Raw genomic sequence first — 9,557 nt, forward strand, 5'->3', positions numbered from 1 at the left:
CAACCTGTTTGGTCTTCGCTCCTTGCCTTGGCGTTTCGAACCATGCTTTGACCGCTTGCCAAATAACCGATCGTGTATATTGAACATACGGGAGGAGGAAAGAAGGCAGCACACTCACGGTTTTGCGGCACTCTCGCGAGCGTATCGTGCGATCCAAAGGTGATACTCCCCCTCTGCCGTCAACGCATAGCGTTGGTAGTATCCGTGACGATGCAAGGGGCGGCGGGATGGACAGTGGGGGCATTGGTTCACGTCGGGAAAATCGTTCCCTTTCCCACGATCCGTATACGTTTGAATGTCAATGCCAAAGTCGTGAAACTGGATCACACTTCCTCCCCCCTCTCCTTGAAACGAATGGAAATCTTTGTCCGAAACAATTCACAAAAAATTTAGCACATTCCTTCAGAAAAGGGGAGAGGGCTTTCTGAAAGAATGTGCAAAAAAATGGGTGTTTTGTGCTGAAATAAAATGATAATTTACATATATCGATTTCAAATGGAATCCTGTGAGTGGAGCGACGGGGTATAAAATTTGGATTTTTAACGGTTCCTACTATGAATCGTTAGATGTCGGGAACGTCACTTCTTGGACAACGAAAAACAAAAAGTATTGGCCAACATCCACGGAAATTCATGCAGGTAGATATAAGTTGCATGTAAACGATGGTCTTGGCACAGAATTAGCTGTTGACCCGTCCCCGGTCTACGCTAATGCAGGAACCAAATACGCAACGGCTACCAACTACTGGATTCGAGTAAGTGCCTATAACTCTCAAGGGGAAACCGTCTTTTCTGATGCGTATATGCCTCGTATTCCAGATTTGCCAGTGCCATCAGCGCCTTCCGGATTTGCTTACAGCAATCAATCGGGGAGCAACTCTGGCTATGTCATGTTAAACTGGGATAAGATTCCTGGAGCGACAGGGTATAAAGTGTGGATTTTCAATGGACTTTACTATGAAGCATTTGATGTAGGAGACGTGGACCATTGGACGACACAAAACAAAGGAATTTGGCCAACTCCGGAGGAAATCCAACAGGGGGATTCCAGCACCTTAACGTTGCATCATGATGGAAAAGGATTGGAACTTCCGAAAGATCCTTCCCCCATGTATGAGAAAATGGGGACAAAATACGCCACAAGCACCAATTACTACTTCCGACTCAGTGCATACAATGCGGATGGGGAAACAGTATTTTCCAGTAATGCATTGACGGTGAACATTCCGGAGGCGAATGAGTATTTAGGAAAAGAAGAGTACTGGTCCATCATTGATGTTCCGTATGGCAGCGTGAATGCCGCTACCGGCAATCTGATTATAGACGAAGACGATGTTTCGATTTCCGGAAGAGGACCGGGGCTTGAAATCACAAGAACTTACAATAGTTTATCCACATCGGTTGGATTGTTTGGAAAAGGATGGCATAGCGATGCGGAAATGAACATCGTTGCCCAAGGAAATGAAGCAAGATTTACGGATGAAGATGGCACGCTCCATATATTCACGAAATTATCCGACGGCACGTATAAAGCCCCGACAGGTGTTTACTTGGAGTTAAGCGAAACAACCGATGAATATATACTGACGACAAAAGATCAAACGAAAATTCATTTTCAAAAAAGTGATGGCAAGTTAACCAGAATCGTGGATGGACATGGGAATGCGACTACTTATAGTTATTCTAACGGAAAGCTCGTGTCGATTACGGATGCGTCGGGCAGAAAACTGAGCATCGAGTACACCGCAAGCGGAAGAATCCAGAAAATGACCGACCCAATGAACCGGACCATCACGTATGAGTATAACAACGACTTGTTAACAAAAGTAACCCAGACGGGCGGGGAAGTAACGAGATACCAATATAATGAACTTGGTCGGTTAGAGAAAGTATTGGAACCGACGCATACGGAAGAAAAACCGGTCGTTAATCAGTTCATTTATCATGGCGACAGGCTAAGCCAAGCGATTGATCCTGAAAACCGCATCTATACGATGAACTATGACCAAACAAAACGACAACTTGTCGTAACGCAACCGAATGGCCGTAAAATTCAGTATAAATTTAATGAAGCAGCGAACCCAATTCAAATTATCGAAGACGTAGATGGCTTAAACATTACGACAAGCTATGTTTATGAGGGAAATAATCTAGTAGAATCACGGGATCCGAATGATCAAAATGCAGCGAATCCTACTGAATCATATACGTATGACGCCAAGGGGAATGTGTTAACGGCGAAAGATAGTTATGGTACGGAAACATACGAGTATAACAAAAATAATGATGTCATCTCCATGACAGATACGGAAGGCGATACAACCACGATTGCCTATGATGGCTTAAATCCTGTATCCGAAACGGATCAATCCGGAAAAACGTCTTCTGTATCGAAGTATGATGCCTATGGGAATATCATTGAAGAAAGCGATACATTAGGCAGTGCCACGAATTTGCTCTCTAATAGCGGCTTTGAACAAGGAATCACAGCTTGGAATCTGCTCAGTCATTATGATACTGGGCAATTACAGGAAGACACGAATGTCTATAATGGATTGACAGGGAGAAAAACATTAAAAATCGTCGCCGACTCTACTTCTCCTAACACAGAACTTGGCTATGTAGCGGCTACCCAAGAAATCGCGGTGAAACCGAATACCACCTATACGTTAAGCGGGAAGATCAAAACGAATTTAACCAAAGCCAATGCCTTTTTCAATGTTCAATTCCTGAATAGTCAAAATCAAACGATTTCTTGGGCGGATCATCGTTATAGCCAACTTACAGGCACAAGACCTTGGACAGAGCGGCAAGTTACATTTACTACTCCTTCGAATGCAGCCAAAATTCGCGTCTATTTAGAGGTCGATCATAAGTCTCCAGATGCTTCCGGAGAAGCCTGGTTTGATAATGTTCAATTGGAAGAAGCGCAGGTTTCTTCCAGCTACAACCCAGTTGTAAATAGTAGTTTTGAAGGAACCACCACGAATTGGAGTGGAACAGGAGGAAGCGTAGATTCTACGCAATCATTTGATGGAGGGTACTCACTAAAAATATCTAGAACAAGCACCACGCAATCGGCAAGTGAGTATAAGCAGACCATCATCGTTGGCCAAACATCTGGTGATGCACCAATTAATCTTACGCTCACCGGTGTATCGAAAGCGCAGGATGTCAAAGCCAGTGGCACAGTGAGCCCAAGCGATTATTCCATTACGGCTAAAGTATACTTTGTGGATGGAACGACCCAAACGTATACTGCGGATTTCCCTGCTGGCAATCAAGATTGGAACCGTGCCGCCGTTTCGATTCAACCTTCCAAGCCAATTGATAAAATCGACATATCCGCTGTCTTCCGCGGCAATTACACGGGAACGGTATGGTTTGACGCGATCCGGCTCATGGAAGGAAACGTGGTGACGAAAAACAAGTACGATGCCAGCGGAAATTACGTCACGGAAGAAGTGGATGAAGAAGGCTATGTGGCGAAAAAGAATTATGATGCCGTTGGGAATCTATTAAGCGAGTACGATAAGAAAGGAAACAAAAAAGAGTACACGTATGATTTATCGGATCGCTTAAAACAGCTGTTGTTAGCGAACGGCACTTCCGTCAACTACGATTATGACTTAAATGGCAATATGACTTCAAAAGTCATTCGAACCAGCGACGGCCAGTCTCAAACATTTGCCTATTCTTATGATGCGGCCGGCAAACTCGTGAAAACCGTTGGTCCGCTCCATGATGTGACAACGAATGAATATGATGCCAATGGAAATAAAATCAAAACGGTTTTGCCGAAAGGAAACACGATTCAATGGACGTATGACGGAACGGAAAGGGTCAAAACGATTTCTTACAACAACGTTCCGTATTACGAATTTAGTTACGACAAAAACGGAAACGAACTTTCTGTACAATATGTAAAAGACGGTACGACCAAGACAAGAAAATTTGATTCCGCGAATCGTGTCATTGAACAATCCGACCGCGGAGGATTACAAAAGTGGACCTATCCGACGACATCGGATAAATTACAACAGTTTATGTTCTCCCATGGATCGTTTAGCCAAACAGTCACATACCAATACAATGCCTTGGATCAAAATACAGTCGTCCAAGACGGAACGTATACGTACCGCTTTGACTATGACGAGAGAGGAAACGTTCGCACCTTCACGACAGAAAATGGAGCCGGCTCGACCTTTAGGTATGATGACCGCGGCCTCGTGGAAAGTCTTTCGGTCGGTACGGCGGACGGAACAGAAATTGTATCGGAAACGTACCGTTACGATGAAAACGGCAACCGGACAAAAATTGAGTACCCAACGAGAGAGACGATCGTTTATCACTACGACGCGCTCGATCAACTAGTGGAAGAACAGCTGCCAGACGGAACGAAGATCGAGTATACGTATGACGGATTTGGCAACCGGACGAAAGTCGTGAAAACAAAGGATGGGCAGTCGACGACGACCAATGCCGATTATAACGCTGCCAATCAGCTCATTCGTTTTGGAAACGAATCGATCACATATGATGCCAACGGCAACCGATTGGAAGACGGTCAGTATCAATATGAATGGAACGAAGCGGATCAGCTCGTCTCCATCACAAGAAAAGGCGAAAGCACGCCGTTTGTGACGTACCAATACGATGAAGACGGCCGGCGCATTCAAAAGACTGTCAATGGCGTCGTTACGAACTATCATTACCAAGGCGACAGCCTAAACGTTCTGTACGAAACCGATGCGAGTGGAAATGTGGTAAGATCATATATATACGGAGAAAATGGGCAACTCCTTGCCATGAAAAAAGGCAACGCCACGTATTTTTACCACTATAACGCCCATGGCGACGTGATCGCCCTGACGGATGAACAAGGAAACATTGTTGCCCGCTATCAATACGATGCGTGGGGGAACATTCTTTCCCAATCCGGCGCATTGGCGGACGAAAATCCATACCGATATGCGGGGTACCAATATGACCAAGAAACGGGTCTGTACTATCTGATCGCCCGGTACTATCATCCAACGCATGGCGTGTTCTTGTCGCTCGACCCCGACCCAGGCGATGCGGATGACATCTTGACACAGAACGGCTATACGTACGCGAACAACAACCCAGTAATGTTGGTGGATCCGGATGGGCATTTCTTCTGGTTTGCGGTTAACGCTGGGTTTGCGTGTTTATTGCAAAATAAAAATACAGAGTTCTGCAACGAAAAGTGCAGAGCTGAAGGCAAAGAAAAAAGGCTTGCCAGCCTCTAACATTTCCTCTACTGTGGAAGTTGTGAACACATAACCAAACAGTGGAGGAGCGAAAGGATGCTGGCAATGCCCGAAATTAATCGTATCAGAAAACTGCGTGAAAAGAAAGGGTTATCGATTGCGGAAATTTCCCGTGAAACGGGATATAACTGGAGAACGGTCAAGAAATACGCAGATGGAGACATTTCTGTCCAACCAACCATCAAACGCAAAAAGGGGATGATGGAGGAAGAAGGGTACGGGCAAATCATTGATGACTGGTTGGAGGAGGATGCCAAACTGCCGAGAAAACAACGGCGAACGAACAAGACGATGTTTGAAGCGCTTTGTCGTGACCATGGATTTCAAGGCTCGTATCGCACCGTTTGCGCGTACGTGCAAAAACGAAGACCGCAGCTCAAGCTCGAGAAAGAACAGCGCTATGAACGACTGGAGCACCCGCCAGGCGAGGCGCAGGTGGATTTCGGGAAGATGACGGTTGTGACGAAGGAGGGGAAGGAAGAAGAGCGATCGGTTTTGATCATGAGCTTTCCCTATAGCAACGCTGCGTTTGCTTATCCGCTGCCGGCGGAAAACAGTGAATGCTTCCTCCATGGGTTGACGCAGCTGTTTCGTCAGGCTGGGGGAGTGCCAAAGGCATTGCGCATTGACAATTTGTCCGCGGCCATTGTGTCGATTCGAAAAGGGGGAGAACGCCGATTCACCGAGGCTTTTGAGAAATTTCAACTCTACTATCGGTTTGATGTACAAGTGTGCAATCCATACAGTGGACATGAGAAAGGAAATGCGGAGCGAAAAGTCTATTACACTCGCAACCTTTGTTTCATCCCCGCTCCATTGATGGAGTCGGATTCGGAGCTGGTGGAGTGGCTGCATCGCAAGATGGTCGAGGACCGAAACCGTCCTCATTATGAAAAGGGGCGGTGGATCGAGGAACTATGGCAGGAAGAGCAACCGGAGCTGTTGGCGTTGCCGGAACAAGATCTTCCGATCTTCTCCCTCGATCACGCTTACGTGAATAAGTACGGAGAAGTGATGGTGGATGGGAAGGCGTTCGTCGTCCATGGCCTGTCCGTCCCCAACCGGGTGTTGGTGAAGAAAGAATGGAATCGTTTCGTTGTGTTCTCTTCCGATGGAGACGTCCATCTTGAAGCGCCCAGGCCGTATACGAACGTGAAACGCGAAATCCCTTGGAAAGAGATTTTCGCTGAGTGGGAGACCAAACCCCGGGTTGTCGGACATTCCCGCTACCGGACGTACTTGCCGGAGGCGATCCGAACGTATCTGGCTGGCCCCCCGCCCCAGGTGGTGGCCCGTTTGAAAGGACTGCGAGCGCTGTTGGATCGGCACACGCTTTACGAAATCGCCCAGTGGCTCGAGGAGAGTCAGCGATGGGACTTGGCTCCTCATGAAATCGGCGTGTTGATGGAAGCGAAGCACTCCTATTACCCGGACAAGTGGGAAGAATCATACACCCCTTCCGTTCTAATCGACTATGAAACGGATTTAACGGTGTATGATCAACGTCTTCATCCCGCTCGGGAAGGGGGTGTCCAGAGATGAGAGCAGAGGTGAAAGAGATTTGTAAAGCGCTGCATTTGGCCTATATCGCAGATCGATTCGAGGAGGTGAGATTCGAAACGAAAGAACAGTTTTTGCGGGATGTATTGGCGCTGGAACTGTCGTGCCGCCAAGAAGCGAAACAGGCTCGGCTGATCAAGAAAGCCAAGTTTCGGGAGTTGAAATGGCTGAAGGATTACGAATGGTCGGGTCATATCCATTGGCCAGCCACGACATCGAGGGAGGAACTGTGTGACCTTCGCTTTTTGGAGCGAAAGCAAAACGTTCTGCTTTTAGGTTCACCTGGAACGGGGAAAACCCATCTCGCCACAGCACTTGGCATTCAGGCGTGCCAACAAGGCCATGAGGTTCGGTTTTTCCGCGTCGCGGATCTTGTCGCCCAGCTGGAAGAGGCGTTGAAAAACGGCACGCTCGGACGGCTGAAACGAAGCCTCGACCCATGCGAACTGTTGATTTTGGATGAACTCGGCTATGTGCCGTTTCAAAAGCAAGGATCGGAACTGTTGTTTCATATTATCGCCGACTGTTACGAGCGAAAAAGCGTCATGGTGACATCGAATCTAGAATTTGGACAGTGGAATCGGGTGTTTGGGGACAACCGTTTGACGGCAGCGTTGGTGGATCGCTTGGTTCACCACGCCCACATCTTGGCCTTTACGGGAGAGAGCTATCGACTGCGGAACGCTCTCTCCGCGATCCAGCCGTCCTCTGCCTCCGGTCTGGAACCTTAAGTCTTGAGCTGGCAAGCCTATGTATTTTTTCTTGCACTTCTCTGCATTTTTTGCTTGCAAAAAACACCTAGGGAAAGTCCACGTGTGAGTAAAATATTTGTGGGTGGCATTCCGGAATGATTCCCCGACGAGGGTTGCGAACTTTTGTTCGCGACGCTCGTCGGGGCCACCAAGCGAAGCGCGGTAGAAAAAGCAAATGTCATGCAAAAAGGACTCTCTCCCTGCTATGATGGTGATGACCAACATCCATAAAACAGGAGGGAGAGAGTCCATGAAACATCTTACCACAGAATGGCCTTTATTAAAAGAGCTGGAGGAGCAATTAGTCAGAACTCTTCAAAAGGTGTTCGCTGTCTTGTTGGCGGCCCTTTTGGAGGAGATCGATCAACAACTGGCGGAAGCGCGGGACAAGCGCCGGCATCAGCTGAAAGACAAACGGCCGACTACGATCCAAACGCTGTTTGGAGAAGTGACGTTTCGACGGAACTACTACTATGACCGGCAAACGGGGAACTATACCTTCTTGCTGGATGCCGAATTAGGCTTTGATGGGGCCCAATCGATCAGTCCTTGCCTCGAGGAAACGGCGGTCGAGTTGGCCGTAGAGTGCTCTTCCTACCGCAAAGCGGCTCGCACGCTGGAGTCGATCGTGGGGTATGCGGTCCTCAGCCACGAGGCGATTCGCCAACTGGTGCTGGAGGGCCCCTGTCTCGCTGCATCACCCTGTTTCCAAACGGCACGGCCGGGTGCTGTTTGTGGAGGCGGATGGACTGTTTATTTCCCGCCAGGGGAAAGGGAAACGGGCGAAAGAAGAGAAAATCCTGGCGGTTCACGAGGGATGGAGACGAAACGGGTCGCAGCTTGAGCTGGTGAACCGGCGCCACTACCTCCATGAAGGGACGGGGGACGTGTGGGAACGGTTTGAGGAGTGGCTGATGAAGGAATATGCCTATGATCCGTGCCGAGACCTGTTGGTCCTCAACGGCGACGCGGCGTCGTGGATCACGGCCTCCCGGGAGTATTTTGGGAAGCGGGCGTGCTTTCAGCTGGATCGATTTCATGTGGCGCGGGAGCTGCGTCAGTGTCTGTCCGGCCATCCGCGTTGGCGGGAGGTGCGGAAGAAGCTGGCGAAACAAGACGAAGAAGGGCTTCTCGTGGAGCTGAACAGCGCGGTCGGCACGTTGGAGGACGAAGCGAAAGAACAGCAGCTGGCTGCCATGATCCGCCGGATCGAGTCGATGCCGGGATGCATCCGGGACTATCGGGGGTGGCTGTCGGAGCAAGGGGTGGAGACGACCGGCATGCGTTCGATGGGCCATGCGGAGAGTGTGATGAGCCGATTTGCGCATCGGGTGAAATCCCGCCGCAGCTGGAAAGACCAAGGGCTTCGGGCGTTTCTGAGGGTGATGGCAGCCCGAATCGACGGGATCGGGTGGAGAAAGGGACGGTGGGAGGAGCAAGAGCCCCAGTCGGCCGTCTCGGCCTCAACAACGTCCAAGCGGATCGAACAGGCCAAACGGAAGGCAGGACGGTTGTGGACAGATGTGGTGCGTCAGAATATACCGTGTCTGCAACAGTCATCCGGGACGCCGATCCATCAAGCGTTGTCGGCGCTCCGGGATGGTGGTTGGGTGTAAAAAAATGGAATATCGTATCATCGTCTCAAGATGAGGGATGAGAGTCGGAAAGCGCTTACGATATTAATTCCTGAAAATGGTTCGATAACTAGTGATTGACAACGCCCGTAGTGAACCGAAAAAATGTTCTCCACAAAGTCTTGACTGACTCGAATGGTAATTTACAGTTGAAAAAAAACTTTTTTTATATTAAAATAAATAAAAAAATAAGGTTCATCACCAAATTTTGTGATTTAGTGACAAAAAAGAGAAAGCACTGACGAGATCCTGGCAATAATGTTAGCGGTGAAATCAACATTAAGGAGGTCTCGTAAGTGCTTTCGATACCACTAGGAT

General features: G+C 48.5%; 2 protein-coding genes and 3 pseudogenes. 4 read left to right on the forward strand and 1 reads right to left on the reverse strand.

Annotated elements, in window-relative coordinates; genetic code table 11:
• A pseudogene (locus ACVBDQ_RS17040) lies at nt 1-327 on the reverse strand (DUF6431 domain-containing protein); the annotation flags it as partial.
• A 154-nt stretch (nt 328-481) separates the two neighbouring features.
• Here ACVBDQ_RS17040 and ACVBDQ_RS17045 point away from each other — a divergent pair.
• From ACVBDQ_RS17045 to ACVBDQ_RS17060, 4 genes and pseudogenes are all read left to right on the forward strand, one after another.
• A pseudogene (locus ACVBDQ_RS17045) lies at nt 482-5,188 on the forward strand (RHS repeat-associated core domain-containing protein); the annotation flags it as partial.
• A gap of 141 nt (nt 5,189-5,329) precedes the next feature.
• Nucleotides 5,330-6,835: an IS21 family transposase gene (gene istA, locus ACVBDQ_RS17050; RefSeq protein WP_446663363.1), complete on the forward strand. Its 1,506-nt coding sequence runs from the start codon at nt 5,330-5,332 to the stop codon at nt 6,833-6,835.
• Entirely contained in the window at nt 6,832-7,584 is a 753-nt protein-coding gene (gene istB / locus ACVBDQ_RS17055; protein ID WP_011230286.1) for an IS21-like element helper ATPase IstB, read from the forward strand. Before istA ends, istB begins: the two co-directional genes overlap by 4 nt.
• Nucleotides 7,585-7,855: 271 nt before the next feature.
• A pseudogene (locus ACVBDQ_RS17060) lies at nt 7,856-9,221 on the forward strand (ISLre2 family transposase).
• The last annotated feature ends 336 nt before the right edge of the window (nt 9,222-9,557 follow it).

It is taken from the genome of Geobacillus sp. CCR, assembly GCF_052906625.1.